Source organism: Phycicoccus jejuensis (genome assembly GCF_044797865.1).
Classification (GTDB): Bacteria; Actinomycetota; Actinomycetes; order Actinomycetales; family Dermatophilaceae; genus Phycicoccus; species Phycicoccus jejuensis.
The window spans coordinates 3424321-3446775 of sequence record NZ_CP085209.1 but is presented as its reverse complement, the minus strand read 5'-3'; the positions used below and the strand labels follow the sequence as shown (position 1 = coordinate 3446775).

General features: G+C 72.6%; 25 protein-coding genes. 16 read left to right on the top strand and 9 right to left on the bottom strand.

Going from position 1 to position 22455, the window contains the following annotated elements; genetic code table 11:
- Nucleotides 1-8: 8 nt before the first annotated feature.
- The 3 genes from LG324_RS16360 to LG324_RS16350 are packed head-to-tail and all read left to right on the top strand — an operon-like array spanning nucleotide 9 to nucleotide 3155.
- Nucleotides 9-1307 carry a M16 family metallopeptidase gene (locus LG324_RS16360; RefSeq protein ID WP_404349628.1) on the top strand — a complete coding sequence of 433 codons (1299 nt, stop codon included), beginning with the start codon at nucleotides 9-11 and terminating at the stop codon, nucleotides 1305-1307.
- Nucleotides 1304-2650 (top strand): pitrilysin family protein, encoded by a 1347-nt coding sequence (locus tag LG324_RS16355; RefSeq protein WP_036829597.1) that lies wholly within the window; start codon nucleotides 1304-1306, stop codon nucleotides 2648-2650. The genes LG324_RS16360 and LG324_RS16355 overlap by 4 nt, the downstream gene beginning before the upstream one ends.
- Nucleotides 2640-3155, top strand: a complete 516-nt coding sequence (locus tag LG324_RS16350) for a methylated-DNA--[protein]-cysteine S-methyltransferase (RefSeq protein WP_404349624.1) — start codon at nucleotides 2640-2642, stop codon at nucleotides 3153-3155. Before LG324_RS16355 ends, LG324_RS16350 begins: the two co-directional genes overlap by 11 nt.
- Here LG324_RS16350 and hisN read toward each other — a convergent pair.
- Nucleotides 3152-3934: a histidinol-phosphatase gene (gene hisN / locus LG324_RS16345; RefSeq protein WP_404349621.1), complete on the bottom strand. Its 783-nt coding sequence runs from the start codon at nucleotides 3932-3934 to the stop codon at nucleotides 3152-3154. The two genes, LG324_RS16350 and hisN, sit on opposite strands and share 4 nt — an antisense overlap.
- A 276-nt stretch (nucleotides 3935-4210) precedes the next feature.
- Here hisN and LG324_RS16340 point away from each other — a divergent pair, with 276 nt between their 5' ends.
- The 5 genes from LG324_RS16340 (at nucleotide 4211) to LG324_RS16320 (ending at nucleotide 10129) form a co-directional block, all read left to right on the top strand.
- The gene (locus tag LG324_RS16340) at nucleotides 4211-5833 is read left to right on the top strand and encodes an ABC transporter substrate-binding protein (RefSeq protein WP_245616115.1); all 1623 of its coding nucleotides are present in this window, start codon (nucleotides 4211-4213) and stop codon (nucleotides 5831-5833) included.
- A 212-nt stretch (nucleotides 5834-6045) separates the two neighbouring features.
- On the top strand, nucleotides 6046-6975 hold the full coding sequence (locus LG324_RS16335) for an ABC transporter permease (protein WP_157577460.1): 930 nt from the start codon (nucleotides 6046-6048) through the stop codon (nucleotides 6973-6975).
- A complete protein-coding gene (locus LG324_RS16330) occupies nucleotides 6968-7888 on the top strand; it encodes an ABC transporter permease (protein WP_030527743.1) in 921 nt (306 codons plus the stop codon). The genes LG324_RS16335 and LG324_RS16330 overlap by 8 nt, the downstream gene beginning before the upstream one ends.
- Before the next feature lie 8 nt (nucleotides 7889-7896).
- On the top strand, nucleotides 7897-8928 hold the full coding sequence (locus tag LG324_RS16325) for an ABC transporter ATP-binding protein (protein WP_051750438.1): 1032 nt from the start codon (nucleotides 7897-7899) through the stop codon (nucleotides 8926-8928).
- On the top strand, nucleotides 8921-10129 hold the full coding sequence (locus LG324_RS16320) for an ABC transporter ATP-binding protein (RefSeq protein WP_404349617.1): 1209 nt from the start codon (nucleotides 8921-8923) through the stop codon (nucleotides 10127-10129). The genes LG324_RS16325 and LG324_RS16320 overlap by 8 nt, the downstream gene beginning before the upstream one ends.
- Before the next feature lie 39 nt (nucleotides 10130-10168).
- Here the strand turns inward: LG324_RS16320 and rsgA are convergent, their stop codons facing one another.
- From rsgA to LG324_RS16305, 3 genes are read right to left on the bottom strand one after another with little or no spacing between them, the layout of a single operon-like run.
- Nucleotides 10169-11197 (bottom strand): ribosome small subunit-dependent GTPase A, encoded by a 1029-nt coding sequence (gene rsgA, locus LG324_RS16315; protein WP_404349615.1) that lies wholly within the window; start codon nucleotides 11195-11197, stop codon nucleotides 10169-10171.
- The gene (aroA, locus tag LG324_RS16310; RefSeq protein WP_404349613.1) at nucleotides 11197-12489 is read right to left on the bottom strand and encodes a 3-phosphoshikimate 1-carboxyvinyltransferase; all 1293 of its coding nucleotides are present in this window, start codon (nucleotides 12487-12489) and stop codon (nucleotides 11197-11199) included. Before aroA ends, rsgA begins: the two co-directional genes overlap by 1 nt.
- Nucleotides 12476-13018, bottom strand: a complete 543-nt coding sequence (locus tag LG324_RS16305; protein ID WP_030527748.1) for a DoxX family protein — start codon at nucleotides 13016-13018, stop codon at nucleotides 12476-12478. Before LG324_RS16305 ends, aroA begins: the two co-directional genes overlap by 14 nt.
- A gap of 87 nt (nucleotides 13019-13105) precedes the next feature.
- Between LG324_RS16305 and LG324_RS16300 the strand changes: the two genes are divergently transcribed.
- The 4 genes from LG324_RS16300 (at nucleotide 13106) to rsrA (ending at nucleotide 15605) form a co-directional block, all read left to right on the top strand.
- Nucleotides 13106-13948, top strand: coding sequence for an SOS response-associated peptidase (locus tag LG324_RS16300; RefSeq protein ID WP_404349609.1), 843 nt, complete (start codon nucleotides 13106-13108; stop codon nucleotides 13946-13948).
- Nucleotides 13945-14562 (top strand): alpha/beta family hydrolase, encoded by a 618-nt coding sequence (locus LG324_RS16295; RefSeq protein WP_404349606.1) that lies wholly within the window; start codon nucleotides 13945-13947, stop codon nucleotides 14560-14562. The genes LG324_RS16300 and LG324_RS16295 overlap by 4 nt, the downstream gene beginning before the upstream one ends.
- Nucleotides 14563-14697: 135 nt before the next feature.
- Nucleotides 14698-15330: a sigma-70 family RNA polymerase sigma factor gene (locus LG324_RS16290; RefSeq protein WP_036829600.1), complete on the top strand. Its 633-nt coding sequence runs from the start codon at nucleotides 14698-14700 to the stop codon at nucleotides 15328-15330.
- On the top strand, nucleotides 15330-15605 hold the full coding sequence (gene rsrA / locus LG324_RS16285; protein WP_036829601.1) for a mycothiol system anti-sigma-R factor: 276 nt from the start codon (nucleotides 15330-15332) through the stop codon (nucleotides 15603-15605). Before LG324_RS16290 ends, rsrA begins: the two co-directional genes overlap by 1 nt.
- Before the next feature lie 62 nt (nucleotides 15606-15667).
- Here the strand turns inward: rsrA and LG324_RS16280 are convergent, their stop codons facing one another.
- Nucleotides 15668-15742: a 50S ribosomal protein bL37 gene (locus LG324_RS16280; protein ID WP_009775747.1), complete on the bottom strand. Its 75-nt coding sequence runs from the start codon at nucleotides 15740-15742 to the stop codon at nucleotides 15668-15670.
- Between the two features lie 159 nt (nucleotides 15743-15901).
- Here LG324_RS16280 and LG324_RS16275 point away from each other — a divergent pair, with 159 nt between their 5' ends.
- The 4 genes from LG324_RS16275 to manA are packed head-to-tail and all read left to right on the top strand — an operon-like array spanning nucleotide 15902 to nucleotide 19850.
- Nucleotides 15902-16045 carry a hypothetical protein gene (locus tag LG324_RS16275; protein ID WP_404349602.1) on the top strand — a complete coding sequence of 48 codons (144 nt, stop codon included), beginning with the start codon at nucleotides 15902-15904 and terminating at the stop codon, nucleotides 16043-16045.
- A 25-nt stretch (nucleotides 16046-16070) separates the two neighbouring features.
- Entirely contained in the window at nucleotides 16071-17324 is a 1254-nt protein-coding gene (locus LG324_RS16270) for an HD-GYP domain-containing protein (RefSeq protein ID WP_404349600.1), read from the top strand.
- A 5-nt stretch (nucleotides 17325-17329) separates the two neighbouring features.
- The gene (locus tag LG324_RS16265) at nucleotides 17330-18646 is read left to right on the top strand and encodes an HD-GYP domain-containing protein (protein ID WP_404349598.1); all 1317 of its coding nucleotides are present in this window, start codon (nucleotides 17330-17332) and stop codon (nucleotides 18644-18646) included.
- A gap of 49 nt (nucleotides 18647-18695) precedes the next feature.
- Complete coding sequence (gene manA / locus LG324_RS16260; RefSeq protein WP_030527755.1) at nucleotides 18696-19850, top strand: mannose-6-phosphate isomerase, class I; 1155 nt, start codon at nucleotides 18696-18698, stop codon at nucleotides 19848-19850.
- A 74-nt stretch (nucleotides 19851-19924) separates the two neighbouring features.
- Here manA and sodN read toward each other — a convergent pair whose 3' ends face one another.
- Genes sodN through LG324_RS16240 form a run of 4 tightly spaced genes read right to left on the bottom strand, consistent with a single transcriptional unit; the run spans nucleotide 19925 to nucleotide 22455 of the window.
- Nucleotides 19925-20320 (bottom strand): superoxide dismutase, Ni, encoded by a 396-nt coding sequence (sodN, locus tag LG324_RS16255; RefSeq protein ID WP_030527756.1) that lies wholly within the window; start codon nucleotides 20318-20320, stop codon nucleotides 19925-19927.
- A 46-nt stretch (nucleotides 20321-20366) separates the two neighbouring features.
- On the bottom strand, nucleotides 20367-20684 hold the full coding sequence (locus LG324_RS16250) for a S24 family peptidase (RefSeq protein ID WP_207023543.1): 318 nt from the start codon (nucleotides 20682-20684) through the stop codon (nucleotides 20367-20369).
- Complete coding sequence (locus LG324_RS16245; protein WP_404349594.1) at nucleotides 20681-21541, bottom strand: amino acid ABC transporter ATP-binding protein; 861 nt, start codon at nucleotides 21539-21541, stop codon at nucleotides 20681-20683. Before LG324_RS16245 ends, LG324_RS16250 begins: the two co-directional genes overlap by 4 nt.
- Nucleotides 21541-22455: an amino acid ABC transporter permease gene (locus LG324_RS16240; RefSeq protein ID WP_404349591.1), complete on the bottom strand. Its 915-nt coding sequence runs from the start codon at nucleotides 22453-22455 to the stop codon at nucleotides 21541-21543. The genes LG324_RS16245 and LG324_RS16240 overlap by 1 nt, the downstream gene beginning before the upstream one ends.

The following is a 22455-nucleotide window of genomic DNA, read 5'->3' as shown; positions in this document are numbered from 1 at the left end:
TGACGGCCATGCCGCTCGACTACCCGGTGCACCGGCGCACGCTCCCGAACGGGCTGCGTGTCGTCGTCTCCCCGGACCACACCGTCCCGAACGTCACCGTCAACCTCTGGGTGGGTGTGGGCTCCCGCCACGAGCAGGCGGGCCGCACCGGGTTCGCGCACCTCTTCGAGCACCTGATGTTCCAGGGGTCGCGCAACGTCCGCAGCGGCGAGCACTTCGAGGCGCTCATGGCCGAGGGGGGCCGGCTCAACGCGACGACGTGGTTCGACCGGACCAACTACTTCGAGACGGTGCCCAAGGGCGCCCTCGAGCTCGCGCTCTGGCTCGAGGCGGACCGGCACGCCCACCTCCTCGACGCGCTGACCCAGGAGAACCTCGACAACCAGCGCGACGTCGTCAAGGAGGAGAAGCGCCAGCGGTACGACAACCAGCCGTACGGCACCGCGCTCATCGACGTCTACGCGACCGTCTTCCCCGAGGGGCACCCGTACCACCACCCGACGATCGGGTCGATGGAGGACCTCGACGCGGCCGGACTCGAGGACGTGCACGCGTTCTTCCGCCGCTACTACGCGCCGGACAACACGGTGGTCACGCTGTGCGGCGACGTCGAGCCGGGGGAGGGGTTCGCCCTCGTCGAGCGGTACTTCGGCGGCATCGAGTCCCGGGCGGAGGAGCCCCGGCCCACCCTCGCGCAGCTCGAGCCGCTCACGGCCCCCGTCCGCGTCGAGCGGCGCGAGCAGGTGCCCAACGACCGCCTGCACGTCGCCTTCCGGCTGCCGGTCGACGGCACCGACGAGCTCGTCGCCGCCACCGTGGCGCTCGACTGCCTCGGCGGCCTGTCGACCTCGCGGCTCGTGCGCCGGCTGGTGCGGCGCGAGCAGAGCGCGGTCGGCGCCCACGCCACCGCGTGGGGGTTCGTCGACGGCGTCTCGCTCGGTTTCGTCGTCATCGACGCGGCCCCCGACGCCGACCCCGCCGACCTCGAGGCGGCGCTCGTCGAGGAGCTGGAGCGCCTCGCGGCCGACGGCCCGACCGAGGCCGAGCTCGAGGCGTCCATCGCCCAGTCCGAGCGGGCGTGGCTGTCGGCCCTGGCCTCGCAGGAGGAGCGGGCGGACCTCCTGAGCCGGTACGCGCTGCTCCACGACGACCCCGAGCTCGTCAACACCCACCTCGACCGGGTCCGCGCCGTGACGGCCGAGCGCGTCGTCGAGGTGACCCGTCGCTGGCTGCGCCCCGAGAGCCGGGCGGTGGTCGCCTACCTCGACGCCTCCGGCGACGCCGACGCGACGGAGGCGGTCGCGTGAGCACCCGCCCGGCCGTCCTCGACCCCGAGCCCTGGGTCTTCCCCGCGGCGCAGGAGCACCTCCTGCCCAACGGGGTCCGCCTGCTCCTGCACGACCTGCCCGGCCAGTACGTCCTCTCCCTGCGCGTCGTCGTCCCGGGCTCCCTCGCCGACGAGCCCGAGGGGCTCGAGGGCATCTCGTCGATGACCGCGCGGCTGCTCGACGAGGGGACCGCCGAGCACGGCCCCGAGGAGTTCGCCGAGCTGATGGAGCGGCACGGGATGGCGCTCGGCGCCGGTGTCTCGGACGGCGGCCTCCTCGTCGACGTCGACGTCCCGCAGGCGCACCTGCCGACGGCGGCCCGGCTGCTGACCGAGGCGCTCGCGCACCCGGTCTTCCCCGAGGCGGAGGTGCGGCGCATCCTGCGTGGGCGCCTCGCCGAGATCGAGCAGGAACGGGCCTCGGCCGCGCACCGTGCGGCACGGGAGGTGGCCGCGACATTGTGGGACCCGCGGGACCGGGCCTCCCGCCCGGCCGCCGGCACCGTGGAGTCGATCGGCCGGATCACCCGCGAGGCCGTCGTGGAGCACCACGCCCGGCGCGTCGGCCCCCAGGACGCCACCGTCGTCCTCGCCGGCGACCTCACCGGCACCGCCGCCCTCGAGGTGCTCACCGCGACCCTCGGTGCGTGGGACGCCCCGCGCCACGAGCCGGGCAGCCGGCCGGTCGCCCCGCGACCGGCCGCCGACCGGGCGCGGGTCGTGGTCGTCGACCGGCCGGGGTCGGTCCAGACCGAGATCGCCGTGTCCTGCCCGGGCCCGGACCGCTCGACGCCGCACGGCTGGGCGCCCCACCCGGTGCTCGCGTTTGTCGTCGGCGGCTCCCCGAACGCGCGCCTCGACGCCGTGCTGCGCGAGGAGAAGGGCTACACCTACGGGGTCCGCGCCTCCTTCCGGCCCCGGGTCGCGGGCGGCTCGTTCGTCACGTCCGGGTCGGTGCGCTCGGAGGTGACGGGGGAGGCGCTCGAGCTGCTCCTCGGCATCCTCACCGACGCCCGGGAGGGGTTCACCCCGGCCGAGCTGCGCTCCGGTGTGGACTTCGTCGGCAAGACCGCCCCGGGCCGGTACGCCACCGCCGACGCGGTCGCCGACGAGACCGCCGCCCTCGCGCTGGAGGGGCTGCCGCTCGACTTCACGACGCGCAACCTGGCGGCGCTGCGCGAGCTGGGCGTCGAGGACCTCGACACCGCCTACCGCCGCGTGGCGACGGGGGAGTGGACCGTCGTCCTCGTCGGCGACGCCGCGAGCATCGTGCCGGCGCTCGAGGGCCGGGTGCCCGGACCGGTGACGACGGTTGCCCGCTGACGCCGGGACCACCTCGCTCGTCGTCGGCTCGCCGGTCGGCGCGCTCGAGCTCGTCGCGGACGGTGACGCCCTCGTCGCGGTCCGGTTCGACGCCGAGGGGCCGGTGGACGACGGAGCCCCCCGCGTCCACCCCGTCCTCGCGGCCGCCCGTCGGCAGCTGGCCGAGTACTTCGCCGGGGAGCGCACCGGGTTCGACCTGCCGCTGCGCTCGGACGGCACGGACTTCCGGCGGCGGGTGTGGGGCGAGCTGGCGCTCGTGCCGTGGGGCACGACGACCACCTACGGGGCGCTCGCGGCCCGGCTCGGCCTGCCGCCGGGCGCGTCCCGTGCCGTGGGGGCCGCCAACGGCGCCAACCCGCTGCCCGTGCTCCTGCCGTGCCACCGCGTCGTGGGCAGCGACGGCACGCTGACCGGCTACGCCGGCGGGCTGCAGCGCAAGGCCTTCCTCCTGCACCTCGAGGGCGTCGCCACCGAGGCCGACCAGGGCTCGCTCTTCGAGCCCTAGCGGGAGAGGCGGGCCAGCACCTCGTCGTGGAGCAGGCCGTTCGTGGCCACGGCGTTGCCCCCGAACGGGCCGTCGACCCCGTCGAGCGAGGTGAAGCGACCGCCGGCCTCCGTGACGACCGGGACGAGGGCGGCCATGTCGTACGTCGAGAGCTCGGGCTCGGCGGCGATGTCGACCGCCCCCTCGGCGACGAGCATGTAGGACCAGAAGTCGCCGTACGCCCGCTCGCGCCAGCACGCGCGCGCGAGGTCGAGCATCGGGTCGAGGCGGCCGACCGCCTCCCAGGAGGTCGTGCTCGAGATCGACAGGGAGGCGTCGTCGAGCGTCGAGACGCCCGAGACCCGCAGCCGCCGGGCGCTCGTCAGGCTCCGGCCGGACCACGCGCCGGTGCCCTGCGAGGCCCACCAGCGACGACCGAGCGCCGGCGCCGCCACGAGGCCGACGACCGGGACGCCGTGGTCGACGAGGGAGATGAGGGTCGCCCACACCGGGACGCCCCGGACGAAGTTGTGCGTGCCGTCGATCGGGTCGACGACCCACTGCCGGGGGCTGGCGCCGGTGTCGGGCATCTCCTCGCCGATGACGGCGTCCCGCGGGCGGGTGCGTTTCAGCTGGGCCCGGAGCAGCTCCTCGGCCGCGCGGTCCGCGTCGCTGACGAGCGTGAGGTCGGGCTTGGTCTCGACGTGGAGGTCCTCGGCGCGGAAGCGCTCCATCGTCAGCCGCTCGACGGCGTCGGCGAGGACGTGGGCGAGGCGGAGGTCGTCGTCGTAGCCCGGCACGCGGCTCAACCTACCCCGCGGCCTCCCGCGGCCGAAGATCTTCCGGCGTGCGGCACGGCGCGGTCGCACTTCGGTCACAATCGGGTCTCGGTGCGCCACGGAACTTCCCTCTGTGGAGGTTCTGGTCTTTAGTGGTGCGGGCACGCCGGAGGGCGTTGTCAGGGAGATGCACCCGACCGGGGCATCCTCACGGAGAAGCCCACCCGACCTCGGGTGGCACCACGTCACAGGAGGACATCCATGCGAGGAACTGCTCGCACGGTCGCCGTTGCGGCCATGTCCGCCGTTGCTCTGCTCGCTGCCGGTTGTGGCAGCGGGGACAGCGGCGGCGACCAGAGCTCGGCGGCCGGCGGCAAGACGGGCGGCGAGATCACCGTCCGCGGCTGCAACCCGCAGAACCCTCTCGTCCCGAGCAACACGACCGAGACCTGCGGTGGCAACGTCATCGACGCCATCTTCTCGAAGCTCGTGCACTACAACGCGGAGACGGCCAAGCCGGAGAACGACCTCGCGGAGTCCATCGACACGACGGACAACCAGAACTTCACGATCAAGCTCAAGCAGGGTCGCAAGTTCCACGACGGCACCGAGATCAAGGCCAAGAACTTCGTCGACGCCTGGAACTACGCCGCCTACGCGCCCAACGGCCAGTCCTCGGGCTACTTCATGGAGCCCATCGAGGGCTACGGCGACCTCCAGTGCACCGGCACCGGTGACGACCCCTGCGCCGGTGACGGCAAGGCCAAGGCCGACAAGCTGACCGGCCTCAAGGTCGTCGACGACTACACCTTCACGATCAAGACGACCGAGAAGGTCTCGAACCTCCCGGTCCGCCTGGGCTACTCGGCGTTCTCGCCGCTCCCGGACGCCTTCTTCTCGGACCCCAAGGCCTTCGGCGACAAGCCGATCGGCTCGGGCCCGTACAAGCTGGACGCCTGGAACAAGGAGCAGTCGATCGTCCTGTCCAAGTTCGCCGACTACACCGGTGACTTCGGCGGCAAGGTCGACAAGATCACCTTCAAGATCTACACGGAGTCCGACGCCGCGTACAACGACGTCATCGCCAGCAACCTGGACATCACGGACGAGATCCCGACCAGCGCGCTGATCGACGACAAGTACAAGCAGGACCTCCCCGACCGCAACGCGCAGAAGGAGACCGGCGTCATCCAGACGGTCACCTTCGCGCCCACCAAGGTCGACCCGAACTACGCGGACCCGAAGATCCGTCAGGCGATCTCCATGGCGATCGACCGCGACACGATCATCAAGCAGATCTTCAACAACACCCGCGTCCCCGCCACCGGCTGGGTCTCCCCGGTCGTCGACGGCTACAAGGCCGACCAGTGCGGTGAGTACTGCACCTACGACCCGACCAAGGCCAAGGCCCTCCTCCAGGAGGCCGGCGGCTTCAAGGGCGACAAGATCACCCTGTCCTACAACGCGGACGCCGCGCACAAGGACTGGACCGAGGCCACCTGCAACAGCATCAAGCAGGCCCTGGGTGTCGACTGCGTCGCCACCGGTGTCGTCGACTTCGCGACCTTCCGCACGCAGATCGCGGAGCGCAAGATGAAGGGCATGTTCCGCACCGGCTGGCAGATGGACTACCCGTCGATCGAGAACTTCCTCGCCCCGATCTTCAAGACCGGCGCGTCGTCCAACGACGGTGACTACTCCAACCCGGAGTTCGACAAGCTGCTGACCCAGGCGGCCGCGTCGACCGACGAGGCCGAGGCCAACAGCCTGTACCAGCAGGCCGAGGCGCTCCTCGCGCAGGACATGCCGGCCATCCCGATGTGGTACGGCAAGACCACGATGGGCTGGTCCGACAAGGTCACCGGCGTGAAGATCACCGCCTTCGGCACGATCGACTTCTCGTCGGTCGCCCTGAAGTGACGGACGGGACCTCCTGAGGTCCCGACCCCCACAGTCGTCGGCCTGTCAGCAGCAGCTGGCAGGCCGACGGCCGTGTCCGGGCAGAGCAGGCGGGAAAGGCCGGTCCCCTGCTACCGATGCCCGCACGCATGGTCTAGGTTCAACCCGGTAATCCACCCCGACGCCCCTCGCCCGACCCCCGGCGACGCGTCCCGAAACCCCAAGGAGGTGACGTGGGCACCTACATCGTCCGGCGGATCCTGCAGATGATCCCCGTGATCCTGGGAGCTACGTTCCTCATCTTCGCGATGGTCTTCGCCCTACCCGGCGACCCCGTCGCGGGCAAGTGCGGTGAGCGCCCCTGCTCGGCGGCCTACCGCGCGGCCTTCATCGAGAAGTACAACCTCGACGACCCCCTGCCCATCCAGTACGGCAAGTACGTCGTCAACCTCGCCAAGGGCGACCTCGGCACGACCGCGAGCGACACCCCGGTCGCCGACCAGCTCAAGCTGCGCGTGCCGGTCACGGGCAAGCTCGCGCTCATGGCGGTCGCGTTCGAGGCGCTGGTCGGCATCCTGGCCGGCGTGCTGACAGGCATCCGCAAGGGCGGGTTCCTCGACAACCTCGTGCTCGTCTCGACCCTCGTACTCATCTCGATCCCGATCTTCGTCATCGGCAACGTCGCTCAGCTCTACCTCGGGGTGAAGTTCGGGCTGTTCCCGGTCACGGTGACCTCGAGCAACCCCACGTTCTACGAGCTGCTGCTGCCCGCGCTGGTCCTCGGCTCGCTGTCGGTCGCCTACGTCGCGCGCCTCATGCGGACCAACCTCGTCGAGAACCTGCGCTCGGACTACGTCCGCACCGCGATCTCCAAGGGTCTGACCAAGCGCCGGGCCTACGGCCTGCACGCGCTGCGCAACTCGCTCATCCCCGTCGTCACCTTCATCGGGTTCGACTTCGGGGCCCTCCTCGGCGGCGCCGTCGTCACCGAGGGCATCTTCAACATCCCCGGCGTCGGCGGCTACATCTTCCGCGCGATCCGGGTGCGGGACGGCGCCTCGGTCGTCGGCTCGGTGACCTTCCTCGTGATCGTCTACCTCGTCGTCAACCTGCTCGTCGACCTGTTGTACGGACTGCTCGACCCGAGGATCAGCCATGACTGAGGCCGCCGTCTCCGAAGCCCCCACGTCCACTCCCGAGGGCGGCGACTCCGCTCCCGCCCGATCGCTCGCCTCGGACGCCTGGCGCACGATGCGCAGCAACCCGCTGTTCTGGGTCTCGTCCGTGCTCATCGTGATCTTCACGCTGATGGCGATCTTCCCGAGCCTGTTCACGAGCACCAACCCGACCGAGGCGATCCTGCGGGACGCCCGCGTGCGGCCCAACGCCGACGCCTGGTTCGGCCGCGACATCCAGGGCTACGACATCTACGCCCGCTGCATCTACGGGGCGCGCGCGTCGATCCTCGTCGGCCTCCTGACGACCGTCTTCACGACGCTCGTCGGTGGCATCGTCGGTGTCTTCGCCGGCTACGTGGGCGGCTGGACCGACACGATCCTCTCGCGGCTCGGTGACGTCTTCTTCGCCATCCCGCTGCTGCTCGGTGCGGTCATCGTGCTCGTCACGCTGCCGGCCACGGACAACTACTTCTACATCGTCCTCAAGGTCGTGCTGGCGCTCGTCGTCCTCGGCTGGCCGAGCATGGCGCGCCTCATGCGCTCCAGCGTCATCCAGGTCAAGCCGAACGACTACGTGCAGGCCGCGCGGGCCCTGGGCGCGAGCCCGTGGCGCGTCGTGCGCTCGCACATCGTCCCCAACGCCCTCGCGCCGATGATCGTCGTCGCGACGATCAACCTCGGGGCCTACATCTCGGCGGAGGCGACGTTGTCCTACCTGGGCATCGGCCTGCAGCCGCCGACCGTCTCCTGGGGCGTCGACATCAGCGCCGCGGTCGTCGGCATGCGCACCACCCCGCACATGCTGTTCTTCCCCAGCCTGTTCCTGTCCCTCACGGTTCTCGCGTTCATCATGCTCGGTGACGTGGTCCGTGACGCCCTCGACCCGAAGAACCGGTGAGCGACACGATGAGCACCGCGACCGACACCACGACCTCGGGGCACACCTACACCCCCAAGGACGGCGTCCTCCTGGAGGTCGACGACCTGTTCGTCGAGTTCCACACCCGCGACGGCGTGGCCACGGCCATCAACGGCGTCTCGTTCGAGCTGCGCCAGGGCGAGTCGCTCGCCATCCTCGGTGAGTCCGGCTCCGGCAAGTCCGTCACCGCGCAGGCGATCATGGGCATCCTCGACATGCCGCCGGCGGTCATCCCGCAGGGGCACATCCGCTACTGCGGCGAGGACCTCCTGACGATGCCGGAGGAGCAGCGGCGCAAGACCCGCGGACCGGAGATCTCGATGATCTTCCAGGACGCGCTCTCGTCGCTCAACCCCGTCTTCCCCGTGGGCTGGCAGATCGCCGAGATGTTCCGCGTCCACCGCGGGATGAACAAGAGCGACGCGCTCGAGCAGGCCGTCCGCCTCATGGAGCGGGTGCAGATCCCGGCCGCCCGCGACCGGGTGAAGGCCTACCCGCACCAGTTCTCCGGCGGCATGCGCCAGCGCATCATGATCGCGATGGCCATCGCGCTCGACCCGGCGGTGCTCATCGCCGACGAGCCGACGACCGCCCTCGACGTCACCGTCCAGGCGCAGATCATGGCGCTCCTCGAGGAGCTGCAGGAGGAGCGCCAGATGGGGCTCATCCTCATCACCCACGACCTCGGTGTGGTCGCCGACGTCGCGGACCGGATCGCGGTCATGTACTCGGGCCGGCTCGTCGAGAAGGCCGAGGTCCTCGACCTCTACGCCTCCCCGGGTCACCCGTACACGCGCGGCCTGCTCGAGTCGATCCCACGTCTGGACCAGAAGGGCCAGACCCTCGCGGCGATCGGCGGCCTGCCGCCGAACCTCATGAACATCCCGCCGGGGTGCCCCTTCAACCCGCGCTGCCGGATGGCGCAGGACATCTGCCGCACCGACCGCCCCGCCCTGCGCGAGGTCGCCCCCGGCCGGCTGTCCGCCTGCCACTTCGCCGAGGAGGTCATCGATGCCTGAGGTCGTCCTCAGCGCCAACAACCTGGTCAAGCACTACCCGATCAAGAAGGGTGTGCTGCGCCGCACCGTCGGCCACGTCAAGGCCGTCGACGGGGTCAGCTTCGACCTGCACAAGGGCGAGACGCTCGGCATCGTCGGCGAGTCCGGCTGTGGCAAGTCCACGCTCGGCCGCCTGCTCATGCGCCTCGAGGAGCCGACCGCCGGCACCGTGCAGTTCGAGGGGCAGGACTGGTCCGGGGCCTCGGCCCGCGAGACCCGTCGGCTGCGCCGCAACATCCAGATCGTCTTCCAGGACCCGTACACGTCGCTCAACCCGCGGATGACGGTCGGCGACATCATCGGCGAGCCCCTCGAGATCCACCCCGACGTCGTCCCCAAGGGGGGTCGCCGGCAGCGGGTCCAGGAGCTGCTCGACCTCGTCGGGCTCAACCCGGAGCACATCAACCGCTACCCGCACCAGTTCTCCGGCGGTCAGCGCCAGCGCATCGGGATCGCGCGCGGCATCGCGCTCAACCCCAAGGTGCTCATCTGCGACGAGCCGGTCTCCGCGCTCGACGTGTCGGTGCAGGCGCAGGTCGTCAACCTCATGGAGAAGCTGCAGGACGAGCTCGGCCTGGCGTACGTGTTCATCGCGCACGACCTGTCCGTCGTCCGGCACATCTCGGACCGCGTCGGGGTCATGTACCTCGGGCGGATGGCCGAGCTCGGCGAGGAGGACGAGGTGTACTCGCGTCCGACGCACCCGTACACGCAGGCCCTGCTCTCGGCCGTGCCGGTGCCCGACCCGACCCTGCGCGGCAAGCGCGAGCAGATCGTCCTCGTCGGCGACGTGCCCTCGCCGGCCAACCCGCCGTCGGGGTGCCGCTTCCACACGCGGTGCTGGAAGGCGCAGGACGTCTGCAGCCAGGAGGAGCCCCAGCTCGAGATGCGCCAGGACGGCGCCGGCGGCCACCTCTCGGCGTGCCACTTCGCCGAGCCGCGGCTCGTCGTCGAGACGGTCGACGTCAGCGACCTCGTGCCCGACGAGCGGTTCGTCAGCAGCAGCACCGACGACCTCGACGACGTGGGTTCCGGTCTCGGACAGGACGACTCGCTCGCGCCGGACGACCGCTCGACGGTCGAGCGGTCGAGCGTGACCGACCCGCAGGCTCCGGCCGACACCAGCCGCGTCGTCCAGGACACGGACGACCAGCAGCGCTGACGCGCGCGGCGCGTCACCCGTGACGGCCGCCGGTGGGGATCAGTCCTCGCCGGCGGCCGTTCGCGTGCGCAGCAGCCGGCGCAGGGAGTCCAGGCGCGAGGGGCCGGCCGGGCCGGCGGCCCCGCTCGCCACCCAGGCGTCGAGGGCGCACTCCTCCTCGTCGTGGGTGCAGCCCCGCGGGCACTCCGCCGTGCCGGGCTCGAGGTCGGGGAAGTGGTGCACGATGCGCGTCGGGTCGACGTGCGCCAGCCCGAAGGAGCGCACGCCCGGGGTGTCGACGACCCAGCCGTCGTCGTCGGGCAGGGGGAGGGCCACCGCGGAGGTCGAGGTGTGGCGGCCGCGCCCGGTGACGTCGTTGACGACGCCGACGGCCCGCAGCGCGTCCGGGACGAGCGCGTTGACGAGCGTCGACTTGCCCACCCCGGAGTGACCGACGAGGACGCTGGTGCGCCCGCGCAGCGCCTCGAGCACCGCGTCCAGCCCCTCGATGTCGTCCTGCGGTGTGCGCGAGGTGACGACGTGCGGCACCGACAGCGGGGCGTACTGCTCGAGGAAGGGCGCGGGGTCGGTGAGGTCGGCCTTGGTGAGGACGAGGAGGGGATCCATCCCGGCGTCGTAGGCGGCGACGAGGCACCGGTCGATGAGGCGCGGGCGGGGCTCGGGGTTGGTCAGGGCCGAGACGACGACGAGCTGGTCGGCGTTGGCGACGAGCACCCGTTCGACCGGGTCGGTGTCGTCGGCGGTCCGGCGCAGCAGGGTCACGCGCTCCCCGAGCCGGACGATGCGGGCCAGCGAGCCCTCGGCCCCGCTCGTGTCGCCGACGAGGTGCACCTCGTCCCCGACGACGATGCCCTTGCGGCCCAGCTCGCGGGCCCGCATCGCGACGAGGTCGTGGTGCGCCGAGCCGTCGTCGACGCGGACGCGGTAGCGGCCGCGGTCGACCCCCAGGACGCGGCCGACGACGGCGTCCTCGTGCTTGGGCCGGTCCTTGGTGCGTGGGCGCGACCCTCGACGGTTGGGACGGATGCGGACGTCGGACTCGTCGTAGTCCCGGGTCGACCTCGCCATCACGCGTCCGCGTGGACCCGCTGGTCGAGCATGCGCTCCCAGAGCGTGGTGAACTCCGGCATCGTCTTGCCGACCGTCCCGACGTCCTCGATGACGATGCCCGGGACGGCGAGGCCGAGCACGGCGGCGGCCATGACCATCCGGTGGTCGGCGTAGGTGCGGAACCGGTTGCCGTGCAACGGCTTCGGGACGATGCGCAGCCCGTCCTCGGTCTCGGTGACCTCGGCGCCGACGCCGGTGAGCTCGGTCCGCAGCGCGGCGAGGCGGTCGGTCTCGTGCCCACGGATGTGCGCGACCCCGCGGATGACGCTGGGCCCCTCGGCGAGGGCCGCGACCGCCGCCACGACGGGGGTGAGCTCGCTCGAGCCGTGCAGGTCGACATCGACCCCGAGGATGCCCCCGGTCCCCGTGACGGTGAGGCCGGAGCGGTCGAGGACGACCTCGGCGCCCATCATGTCGAGGACCTCGCGGACGAAGTCGCCGCCCTGGGTCGTGTACTGCGGCCAGCCGGGGACGGTCACCGTGCCGCCGGTCACGAGGGCGGCCGCGAGGAACTGCGCGGCGTTGGAGAGGTCCGGCTCGACCTGGACGTCGAGCGCGTTGACCTCGCTCGGCTCGACCCGCCAGGTGTCCGCGTCGCCGTCGTCGACGACGACCCCCGCGTCGCGCAGCGTCTCGACGGTCATCTCGATGTGGGGGAGGCTCGGCAGGGTGCCACCGGCGTGGCGCACGGTGACCCCCCGGTCGTAGCGCGGCGCCGAGAGCAGCAGCCCGGAGAGGAACTGCGACGACGCCGACGCGTCGATGGTCACCTCGCCACCGCGGATCGCGCCGGTGCCGTGGACGGTGAAGGGCAGCACTCCGCGGCCACCGTCGTCGACCTCGACACCGAGCGCACGCAGACCCTCGAGGACGGGGGCCATCGGGCGGTGGCGGGCCCCCTCGTCGCCGTCGAAGCGGGTGGAGCCGACGGCGAGGCCGGCCAGCGGCGGCACGAACCGCATGACGTTGCCGGAGAGGCCGCAGTCGACGGTGCCGCCGCCGGTCAGGGCCGCGGGCGTGACGAGCCAGTCACCGTCGTCGACGTCGTCGACGCCCACGCCGAGCGTCCGCAGCGCCCCGGCCATGAGGAGGGTGTCGCGCGAGCGCAGCGGCGCCCGCAGGCGGGAGACGTCCGAGGCGAGGGCCGCGAGGACGAGGTAGCGGTTGGTGAGGGACTTGCTGCCGGGCAGGACGACGCGGGCGTCGACCGGGGACCCGGCGGTCGGAGCGGGCCAGTCAGGAGAAGGCATGCTGCGCCTGGGCCGCCTTCAGCTTGGCCTCGGTGGCGGCGGTCCGTGCGGCGTGCCGCACCTCGCGCCGGGTCGTGCGACCGGCACGGTGCACGCTCTCGTTCGCCAGGTGCGCGCGGTAGGCCAGCCCGGGCCGGCCCTCGGTGTCGACCGCGGCGATGAGCAGGCCGCCGAGGATCCCGAGGTTCTTCAGGAGGTGGGTGCGCTGCTGGGCGCGCGTCGCCGGGTCGTCCTCGCGCCAGTACTGGTGGCCGGCGACGGTGGTCGGGACCAGGGACGCGGCGAGGACGGCCGCCGAGAGGCGCGGCAGCTTGCCGAGGGCGAGCATCGTGCCGGCGCCGACCATGACGATGCCGTTGGCCCGCACGAGCAGCTCGGTGTCGTCGGGGAGCCCGAGGCGGGGGGCGAGCTTCTCGACGACCGGGCGGGCCTTCTCGGCCTTAGCCGAGGGGTGCTTGAGCTGGTCGGTGCCCCCCACGACGAACATCGACGCGAGCAGGGGTCGGGCGAGGCGTCGCACCAAGGACATCCGGGACCTCCGGGTCGGGGTCGCTGCTGGTCAGGACCTCCCGGCCTACCGTAGTTGCTCGGGCTGCCGCTGCGTAGCCTGAGCACCATGTGTGGGCGCTACGCGGCGACGGCGAACCCCGACGAGCTCGTCCTCGAGTTCGAGGTCGACGAGGACCGGACCGGCGAGCCGGGACGCAGCGTCCTCGTCAACCCGCAGGAGCCCCCGCCGGGGACGCCGGACCACAACATGGCCCCGACCAAGCAGGCCCCGGTCGTCCTCAGCCGCCCCCCGCGGGAGGACCGCGAGGCCGCGGCGCGGCGCCAGCTGCGCCTCCTCACGTGGGGGCTGGTGCCCAGCTGGTCCAAGGACGCCAGGGGCGGGGTCCGGATGATCAACGCCCGCGTCGAGTCGGTCGCCGAGAAGCCCGCCTTCGCCCGCGCGCTCGCCGCCCGTCGCTGCCTCGTCCCGGCCCGTGGATGGTACGAGTGGCAGGCCTCGCCGACGGCGCTGGACGCCAAGGGCAAGCCGCGCAAGCAGCCGTTCTTCACCTCCCGCGCCGACGGCGCGAGCGTGGCGATGGCCGGCCTCTACGAGTTCTGGCGCGACCCCGCGGTCGCCGACGCCGACGACCCGCTCGCCTGGCTGACGACCTTCACCGTCCTCACCGGGCCGGCCGAGCCCGGGCTGGACCGCATCCACGACCGCCAGCCGGTCGTCCTCGAGGCGGGGGAGTGGGCCCGCTGGCTCGACCCGGCCGCCGGCGCCGCCGACGTGGCGGACCTGCTCGGGCCCCGGGCGCCGGGACGGTTCACCGCGTACCCGGTCTCGCGTGCCGTGAGCAGCAGCCGCGCGAACGGGCCGGGGCTGCTCGAGCCGGCTCCCGAGGCGGACCTCGTGGGCGTCGTCGACCCGACGACCGGCGAGGTCGTCGGCGGTCCGGCGGAGTGAGCGAGCGGCTGCACGCGACGCCGGCGGGGACGGCCCGCAGCGCGACGAGCGAGCCGTCCGGGGACGCGGCGGGCACCCTCGTCCTCGGTCACGGCGCCGGGGGCCTGCGCTGGACCGCCGACGTCACCGCCGTGCGCGACGCCGCGCTCGGGGCCGGGTGGCGGGTCGTCCTCGTCGACCAGCCCTGGCGGGTGGCCGGCAAGCGACTGGGACCCGGCCCCGCGGCGCTCGACCCCGCCTGGGTCGCCGTGCTCCGTGACCTCGACCCGGGGCCGCTTCTCGTCGCCGGGGGCCGCAGCGCCGGGGCCCGCGTCGCCTGCCGGACGGCGTCCGCGGTGGGGGCGCGCGCGGTGCTCGCCCTCTCCTTCCCCCTGCACCCACCGGGCCGTCCGGAGCGCTCGCGCGCCGACGAGCTCGCCCGGCCCGCCGCGGACGGGCTGGAGGTCCACGTCGTCCAGGGCCGCACCGACCCGTTCGGCACCCCGGCGGAGCTGCGCGCCGTCCTGCCCCCGCGCGGCACCCTCGCCGAGGTCGACGGTCCACACTCGCTCGAGCGCTCCGCCCCGGCCGTCGCGGCCGCGGCCCTCGCCGTCCTGGCGTCGCTGACGTCCTGACCCGGGCGCGGCGCGGAATGACTCCGCGGCCCCCGGCGTTCTCGCCTGCGTCAGCACAGTCACCGACCGGAGGCACCTTTCGTGTTCGTCCTCGACACCTCGACCCGTCCCCGGGCCCGGATAGGCTGGGAGGCGATGAGCACCCCCCAGACACCGCTCGAGGAGACCTCGCAGGAGGTCGACCTCGCGACCGAGACCCCGCAGGAGCGGCAGGCCCGCTTCGAGCGCGAGGCCATGCCCCTCATGGACCAGCTGTACGCCGCGGCCATGCGGACGACCCGCAACCCGGCCGACGCCGAGGACCTCCTCCAGGAGACCTACGCCAAGGCCTACGCCGCGTTCCACCAGTACCGTCCGGGCACCAACCTCAAGGCCTGGATGTACCGCATCCTCACGAACACCTACATCAACACCTACCGCAAGAAGCAGCGCGAGCCCCAGCAGTCCGACGCCGCCGAGGTCGAGGACTACCAGCTGGCGCGGGCGGAGTCGCACACGTCCGCCGGCCTCAAGTCCGCCGAGGCCGCGGCGCTGGAGCACCTGCCCGACACGCAGGTGACCCGGGCGCTCCAGGAGCTCCCCGAGGACTTCCGGCTCGCCGTCTACCTCGCCGACGTCGAGGGCTTCGCGTACAAGGAGATCGCCGAGATCATGGGGACCCCGATCGGCACCGTCATGTCCCGCCTGCACCGCGGGCGTCGTCAGCTGCGCGCGCTGCTCACCGGCTACGCCCGGGACCGCGGCCTCGTCGGGGCGGAGGTGGAGTGATGGGACACCAGCACGCCGACCACCAGGGGCACGCCGACTGCTCGGAGGTCCTCCACCACATCTACGAGTACCTCGACGGCGAGATGAGCCCCGAGGACGTCAAGCGTGTGGCGACCCACCTCGCCGAGTGCCGCCCGTGCCTGGCCGAGCACGACCTCGACGCCGCGGTCAAGGCCGTCGTCAAGCGGTCGTGCACCGAGACCGAGACCCCCGCCGCGGTGCGGATGCAGGTGCTGCAGAGGCTCACCGTCGTCCGCGTCGAGCACGAGGACTGACCCCACCGGACAGCGAAGGGCCCGGAGTGCGACGCACTCCGGGCCCTTCGTCGTCCGCGCGCTCAGGCGTTGGGCTTGCGGCCGTGGTTGGCCTTGTTGCCCTTGCGCGAGCGGCGCTTGCGGGCGCGCTTGCTCATGGTGACTCCTCGTCCGTGGGGTGCCCAGCGCGACGACACGCGCGGGCGATCTTGTCCGTTGCGATTGTCGCACACCACCGCCCGTGAAAGAATTCCGCTGTCTCGGCCGCCCCGGAGAGCCAGGGCCGGGACATCCACCCTCTGGAAGAAGGACACATCATGCGCACGTTCCGTTCTCTCGCCGCTGCCGCGCTCCTCGCCGCTCTCGCCACGATCACCGTCTCGGGCACCGCGTCGGCCGCTCCCTCCGACGGCTCGAACGTCGTCGCCGGCGCGTCGGCCAAGGGCTCCTGGAGCTGGTGACCACTCCCGCTCCGGGGCTGCGCCGATGAGCGACTCGCCCCGCGAGCGTCGGTCCACGAGGGCCGCGACGGCCGCGTACATCGCGGCCGTCGCGGCTCTCGCCGTCGCGCTCGGCATCTGGTCCGGGCTGCGCTACGGGCTGCCCGACCCGGCGGCCCTGCTCGTCTTCCTGCTGTTCGCCGTCCTGCAGGTCCTCCTGCCCGACGCGGTCGTCGAGGGCCGGGTGCGGGCCTCGCTGTCCGGCGTGATCCTCGTGGCCAGCCAGGCCATCGTCGGTCCCGCGGGGGTCGCGGTCGTCGGCGCCGTCCTGGGCGGCATCCAGTACAAGAAGGCCCCGCTGCGCAACCGCGTGTTCAACACCGCGCAGTTCTCGCTCCACGGCGCGGCCGGCGGCATCGTCTTCCTCCTGGCCGGGGGGACGACCGACCCCGGCAGCCTGCGCGGCGTCGGCGCGATCGTCGTGGGCCTGGCGGTCCCGCTCCTGTTCGCGGACCTCGCGCAGGCCGTGACCAACCTCCTCGCGGTCGTCGGGGTCATGCGGGTGGCCGAAGGGGTGCCGATGCGCCCCCAGGCGCTCGCGGTGGCCCGGGGGACCGGGCTCGCGCACATCGGGTACACCGCGATCGCGCTCATCATGGTCGTGCTCTGGAAGCCGGCCGACCTCGGCCCGGCGGCCGCGGTCATCGCCCTGGCGCCGCTCGTCGTCGCGCAGTGGGCCTACCGCCAGCACGCCGAGGAGCTCACCGGCCAACAACGAGCTCTTGAGGTGCTCGTCGCCGCCCTCGAGGCGAAGGCCCCCCGCCTCGCCGGGCACAGCGCCCGGGTCGCGGAGCTCAGCGCGCACATGGCCGAGCACCTCGGGCTCGGCCCCCAGCAGGTCGCCGAGACCCGGGTGGCCGGCATGCTCCACGACCTCGGCCAGACGAGCCTGCCGACCCGGACCGCGCGCAGCATCGACCTGACCGACGAGGCAGCGGTGCTGGACTACCCGGCACGGGGAGCGGAGATCCTCCACGACCTCAGCTTCCTCGACGGGGCGCTCGACCCCATCCGGCGCCACCGGGAGGCGCTCGGCACCGACCGGCAGCTGTCGCTCCCCGCGCGCATCGTGGGCGTGGCCGACAGCTTCGACCTGCTGACCTCCGTCGGGCCACCGGACGGGCACCTGCTGGCCCCGACGCAGGCCAGGGAGCTGCTCGCCCGGCGGACGGCCGACGGCGAGATCCTCCGGGCCCTGGACCACGCGCTGATGCGGAGCGGTCAGTCGGTGCGGCGATGAGGCCGATGATCCGTCGGCCCCAGGGGGTCGCCCGGACGGTCGTCCTCCTGCTCGGGGCCCTCGCGGTCCTGCGCGGGCTCCTCGCCGCCGGGTGGGAGCTGCCGACGCTGCTCACGACCCACGGCGACACGCTGCTCGTCGTCGTCGCGTGCGTCGCGCTCGGCGAGCTGGCCCGGATCCGGATGCCGAGCGGCCGTGAGACCGCGCCGCTGTCGTCCGCCGCGGCCCTCAGCGCGGTCTTCCTCGGGCCGGTGTTCGGTGAGCCACGCTTCGACGTCCAGGCCGGGCTCGTCGTCCTCGTCGTCGCCGCGGGGCTGCTGCTCGCCGCCGGGTACCGGGCGCTGCGTCACCGGCCGGCGGGCGCCCCGGTGCTCGCCGCCCGCGTCGTCGGGGTGGCGGTCGCCGCGCTCGTCACCCGTGACTGGGGGGCGCCGACGCTCTGGCAGACCCAGGTCGACCCGACGGTGCCGCGCGCCGCGGTGGCCCTCGAGATGGTGCTCGTCGCGACGGTCGGGCTGCTGACCGAGATCGTCCTGGTGGCGGCCGTGCGCGCCGAGCGCCAGCGGACCCCGTGGTCCGCAGCCGTGCGCGACGAGGTGGGCGAGGCCGCGCCGCTCACGGTGGCGGTCGTCGTCACCGGACCCATGGTCGCCCTCATGGCCCCGGTCCTCGGGCTGCTGTCGCTGCCGCTGGCGCTCTTCCCGCTCGCGATGGCCTACACCGCGGTGCGGCAGTACATCCGCAACCGCGCCACGAACCGCCAGCTCATCGCCACGTTGTCGCACCTCACCGAGCACGGCGGCTACACCCCGGTCCACCACGCCGAGCGCGTGGCCCAGCTGTCGCTCCGGATCGGACGCGTCCTCGGCCTGTCGGAACGGACGCTGCGCGACCTCGAGTACGCGGCCCTCCTGCACGACCTGGGGCAGATCTCCCTGCTGGACCCCATCCCGGACGGCGCCACGGTGCTCGCGGCGCCCGCCGACCAGCGCTCCATCGCGGCCGAGGGCGGTCGCATCATCCGCCGCGCCGAGATCTTCGAGGACGTCGCCGACTACGTCGAGGACCAGACCGTTCCGTACCGCATGGTCCGCGAGCTCGGCGAGGACGTCCCGATGGCGAGCCGAATCATCAAGTGCGCCAACGCCTACGACGACCTGACCGGTGGCTCGGCCGACCCCGCGCTCGTCGAGGCGGCGATCGAGCGGATCCACCTCGGCCTCGGCTACGAGTACGACCCCGACGTCGTCGACGCCCTGACCCGCATCGTCGAGGACGGGGCCGTAGGGCGCGTCGGCGAGCAGGGCGCGGGCGCCCGGTAGAGTCGAGCGACCTGCCGGCCCGTCCGGCCGCCCCGACCCGAAGGACCCCGTGGACCGCCTCACGCCTGTCGTCTTCAACGACGCGTGGGGATCCCACGTCGCCATCGCGAGCCTCCAGGGCCGCTCGATCCCGACCGCCCTGCCGGAGTCAGAGCTGTGGATGGGGGCTCACGAGAGCGGGCCCGCCGGCACCGACCGTCCGGGCGCCCCGGACCTCGCGGCGGTCGTCGCGAGCGACCCGGTCGGCGAGCTCGGAGCGGCCTGCGTCGAGCGCCACGGCGAGCGGCTGCCGTTCCTCCTCAAGGTGCTCGCCCCGGGGCGGGCCATCTCGATCCAGGTCCACCCGAGCGCCGCGCAGGCCGGTGAGCTGCGGGCGCTGACCGGCGACAGCGTCTACGTCGACGACTCGGCCAAGCCCGAGCTGCTCCTCGCGGTGGCCCCCTTCGAGGTGTTCGTCGGGATGCGCGAGCCGGACGAGGTCGCCGAGATCGCCCGCCGGCTCGCGGTGCCCGCCTTCACGCGCGCCGTCGAGGCGGCGCGGGGCGCCGAGGACCCCTGCCACGCGGTGCTGGCGAACGTCCTCGCGACGCCGCCGGTCGAGGTGCCGGGGCTGACCCGCGAGGTCGTCGCGGCGTGCCTGCGGATGTCCGAGGGCGAGGACGAGATCGCCGGCGCGGCCGCCGCCGTCGTCGCCCGGGCCGAGGAGCACCCCGACGACATCGGGCTCGTCGTCCTGCTCCTCATGCACCACCGCGTGCTGCGGCCGGGGGAGTTCATCGACGTCGCGGCCGGGGTCCTGCACTCGTACGTGCACGGCCTGGGCATCGAGGTCCTCGCCAACTCCGACAACGTGGTGCGCGCGGGTCTCACCTCGAAGGAGGTCAACGTCCCCGAGCTCCTGCGGATCGTCGACCCGCGCGCCGACGGCGTCGCGGGCCGTGGCGTCCGGCTGGCCGACGGTGTCGAGGTGTACCCCGGGGCGTCCGACCGCTTCCTCCTGCACCGGGTGCAGCCCGGGCGCCGGCTGCCGGGGGAGGCGGGCCCGCGGCTCGTCTTCTGCCTGCGCGGGCGGGTGACCCTGCGCTCGGCCACCGGGGAGGTCGAGCTCTCCGACACCGGCTCCGCGTTCCTGCCCGACCGCGAGGGCCCGGTCGACCTCGAGGGCTCCGGCGAGGTCTACGTCGTCACCGTCCCCGGCCTCTGAGCTCGGGCACCCTCGGACACGACGACGGCGGGCGCCCCCGAGGGGACACCCGCCGTCGGACTCGAGCCGGTGGCTCAGGCCTTCTTGGTCTCGGCGAAGATCGTCGCGATCTCGTCGATCTTGGCGAGCAGCTCGTCGGCCTTGGCCGCGTCGAGCTCGCCCTTGGTGCCGGAGGCGCCGGCGAGCTTCGTGGCCTCGTTGAACAGGGTGTGCAGCTGCGGGTACTTCTCGAAGTGCGGCGCCTTGAAGTAGTCGGTCCACAGCACCCACAGGTGGTGCTTGACGAGCTCCGAGCGCTGCTCCTTGATGAGGATGGCGCGGGTGCGGAAGTCGGGGTCGTCGTTGTCGGCGACCTTGGCGATGATCGCCTTGATCGACTCCGCCTCGATGCGGGCCTGGGCGGGGTCGTAGACGCCGCACGGGAGGTCGCAGTGGGCCGAGACCTCGGTGACGCGGAACAGGGACAGCATGTGGGTCACTCCTGATCAGATGGGGGGACGCGCGGTCCTCCTCAACCTACCCCAGCGGACGCCACACCAACCCGGCGACCACCGCGAGGACGTCGGCCTCGGCGAGGGAGCCGACGTCGAAGGACGTGACCCCCTCGGCCGGGTTGTCCGAGTCCACCCACCAGCGTTCGGGCGCGTCCGGGTCGCGCCCGGTCAGCCGCTTGACCGCGAGCGGTCGCGGGCGGCCCGCGGCGTCCGGTGGCAGGCGCACCACGTGGGCCCGCCCAGCGCGCGGGCGCAGCCCGCGGAGCACGAGCAGCACGTCGCCGTCGCGGTAGGTGGGGAGCATCGAGCGCCCGCGGACGCGGACGAGCGCCGGCCTCACGGCTCCTTCGGGGCGTCGTCGAGCGCGGCGGCCCCGGCGCTGACCGCCTCGGTGACGGCCTGCGCGTGGGCCTGCTCCTCCTGGCGCATCCGGGAGAGGAAGGCGCGGGTGCGCCCGTGCTGCGGGTTCCCGATGACCTGGCCCGGGGGGCCCTCCTCGACGACGACGCCGCCGTCCATGAAGACGACCCGGTCGGCGACCTCGCGGGCGAAGCCCATCTCGTGGGTGACGACGATCATCGTCATCCCCTTCTGCGCGAGGTCGCGCATCACCTTGAGAACCTCGCCGACGAGCTCGGGGTCGAGGGCCGAGGTCGGCTCGTCGAAGAGCATGAGCTTGGGCTCCATCGCGAGCGCCCGGGCGATGGCCACGCGCTGCTGCTGCCCACCCGAGAGCTGGCTCGGGTAGGCAGCAGGCTTGTCCTGCAGGCCGACCTGCTCGAGCAGCTCGTGCGCCCGCGCCTCGGCGGTGCGCCGGTCCACGCCCTTGACCTGCACGGGCGCCTCGACGACGTTCTCGAGGACCGTCTTGTGCGGGAAGAGGTTGAAGCGCTGAAAGCACATGCCGATGTCGCGGCGCTGGGCGGCGATCCGCTTGTCGGTGAGGCGGTGGAGGGTGCCGCCGCGGTCGTCGTAGCCCATGAGGTCGCCGTCGACCCAGATCCGCCCGCCGTCGATGGTCTCGAGCTGGTTGATGCAGCGCAGGAAGGTCGTCTTGCCGGAGCCGGAGGGACCGAGGAGGACGACGACCTCGCCGGTGCGCACGTCGAGGTCGATGCCCTTGAGCACCTCGTTGCCGTGGAAGGACTTGGTGACGTTGACGGCGTGGACGAGCGGTGCGTCCGACGTGGCGGGCATCAGTGGTCGGCTCCGATCTCGGTGAGCTTCTGCTTCGTGGCCTTCGGCGTCGGGCCGTAGCCACGGCCGAAGTACCGCTCCAACCAGGACTGCCCGACCATGAGGATGGTGCAGACGATGAGGTACCAGAGGGTCGCCGCCATGAGGCCGGGCATGATCTTGAAGGCGCGCGAGCCGAAGAAGGTCGCCTGGTAGTACAGCTCGATGGTGATGTTGGCGGCGATGAACAGCGAGGTGTCCTTGACCATCGCGATCGTCTCGTTGCCGGTCGGCGGCACGATGACGCGCATGGCCTGGGGGAGGACGATGCGGCGCATCGTCTTGCCGGGGGCCATCCCGAGCGCCTGGGCGGCCTCGGCCTGCCCCCGGTCGACCGACAGGATGCCGGCACGCGCGATCTCGGCCATGTAGGCGGCCTCCGAGAGGCCGAGCGCGATGCCGCCGATGAGGACGGTGCTCGACCACGCGCTGTAGTCGATCGTCGCGAAGTGGATGCTGGAGAACGGGATCCCGACGTCGAACTTGTTGAGGTAGAGGTACCCGAAGCCGACGGCGAAGAGCGAGAGCAGGACGTAGCGCGGGATGGCCCGGAAGAACCACGTGTAGACGAAGGACACACCGCGCAGGACGGGGTTCTCGGACATCCGCATGATGGCCAGCACGACGCCGAGGACGACGCCGATCGCCATCGCGATGACCGTGCCGAGGATGGTCCCCATCCACAGGCCGTTGATCACCGACTTCTGCTGCATGATCTGGAACGTGTAGGCCCAGTCCCAGCGCTCGTTCGTGACGAACGAGTTGACGAGCATCGCGACGAGGACCCCGATGACGGCGACCGCGACCCAGCGTCCGGGGTGCCGGACCGGCCGGGCGTCGATCGCGCCCGGCCGGTCGGCGGTGGTGTCGGTCAT

What these genes read in the sequence shown, in the direction of transcription:
- sodN (WP_030527756.1), bottom strand. Translation starts at nt 20,320, where the DNA reads ATGCTGTCCCTGTTCCGCGTCACCGAGGTCTCGGCCCACTGCGACCTC.
- LG324_RS16275 (WP_404349602.1), top strand. Translation starts at nt 15,902, where the DNA reads ATGCGCACGTTCCGTTCTCTCGCCGCTGCCGCGCTCCTCGCCGCTCTC.
- LG324_RS16240 (WP_404349591.1), bottom strand. Translation starts at nt 22,455, where the DNA reads ATGACCGACACCACCGCCGACCGGCCGGGCGCGATCGACGCCCGGCCG.
- LG324_RS16320 (WP_404349617.1), top strand. Translation starts at nt 8,921, where the DNA reads ATGCCTGAGGTCGTCCTCAGCGCCAACAACCTGGTCAAGCACTACCCG.
- rsgA (WP_404349615.1), bottom strand. Translation starts at nt 11,197, where the DNA reads ATGGCGAGGTCGACCCGGGACTACGACGAGTCCGACGTCCGCATCCGT.
- LG324_RS16265 (WP_404349598.1), top strand. Translation starts at nt 17,330, where the DNA reads ATGATCCGTCGGCCCCAGGGGGTCGCCCGGACGGTCGTCCTCCTGCTC.
- LG324_RS16290 (WP_036829600.1), top strand. Translation starts at nt 14,698, where the DNA reads ATGAGCACCCCCCAGACACCGCTCGAGGAGACCTCGCAGGAGGTCGAC.
- LG324_RS16360 (WP_404349628.1), top strand. Translation starts at nt 9, where the DNA reads ATGCCGCTCGACTACCCGGTGCACCGGCGCACGCTCCCGAACGGGCTG.
- LG324_RS16340 (WP_245616115.1), top strand. Translation starts at nt 4,211, where the DNA reads ATGTCCGCCGTTGCTCTGCTCGCTGCCGGTTGTGGCAGCGGGGACAGC.
- LG324_RS16245 (WP_404349594.1), bottom strand. Translation starts at nt 21,541, where the DNA reads ATGCCCGCCACGTCGGACGCACCGCTCGTCCACGCCGTCAACGTCACC.
- LG324_RS16300 (WP_404349609.1), top strand. Translation starts at nt 13,106, where the DNA reads ATGTGTGGGCGCTACGCGGCGACGGCGAACCCCGACGAGCTCGTCCTC.
- LG324_RS16325 (WP_051750438.1), top strand. Translation starts at nt 7,897, where the DNA reads ATGAGCACCGCGACCGACACCACGACCTCGGGGCACACCTACACCCCC.
- LG324_RS16330 (WP_030527743.1), top strand. Translation starts at nt 6,968, where the DNA reads ATGACTGAGGCCGCCGTCTCCGAAGCCCCCACGTCCACTCCCGAGGGC.
- aroA (WP_404349613.1), bottom strand. Translation starts at nt 12,489, where the DNA reads ATGCCTTCTCCTGACTGGCCCGCTCCGACCGCCGGGTCCCCGGTCGAC.
- LG324_RS16270 (WP_404349600.1), top strand. Translation starts at nt 16,071, where the DNA reads ATGAGCGACTCGCCCCGCGAGCGTCGGTCCACGAGGGCCGCGACGGCC.
- rsrA (WP_036829601.1), top strand. Translation starts at nt 15,330, where the DNA reads ATGGGACACCAGCACGCCGACCACCAGGGGCACGCCGACTGCTCGGAG.
- LG324_RS16305 (WP_030527748.1), bottom strand. Translation starts at nt 13,018, where the DNA reads ATGTCCTTGGTGCGACGCCTCGCCCGACCCCTGCTCGCGTCGATGTTC.